Genomic DNA, 266 nt, shown 5'->3' with positions numbered 1-266 from the left:
AATGCAGGCCCACTAGCAAGGCACCGCCGCCCACGGCCAGGCGCAACTGTGGCAGTACCACCCGCAGGAACAGGGCCCAGGGTTCGAGCCCCAGGGCCTCGGCCATGTCTTCCAGGGCCGGATCCGGCCGGCGCAGGGTGGCCGCCGCCGGCAGGTAGACAAAGGGGAAGTAAGCAATCACCGACACCAGCACCGCCGCCGGCAAGCCGTGCAGCGCGGGCGCCAGGCTGACCCAGGCATAGCTGTGGACGAACGCCGGCACGACC

At 70.7% G+C, this 266-nt stretch carries 1 protein-coding gene; it reads right to left on the bottom strand.

Features of this window, described 5'->3' with window-relative positions; translation table 11 throughout:
- A partial coding sequence (locus SB725_RS31710) for an ABC transporter permease subunit (protein WP_410923405.1) occupies positions 1-266 on the bottom strand: 266 nt, incomplete at both ends.

Source organism: Pseudomonas sp. SIMBA_041, assembly GCF_046535095.1.
Taxonomy (GTDB): domain Bacteria; phylum Pseudomonadota; class Gammaproteobacteria; order Pseudomonadales; family Pseudomonadaceae; genus Aquipseudomonas; species Aquipseudomonas mucoides.
Note: the sequence above shows the minus strand (reverse complement) of the source record. Positions and strands in the feature narration are given on the sequence as shown.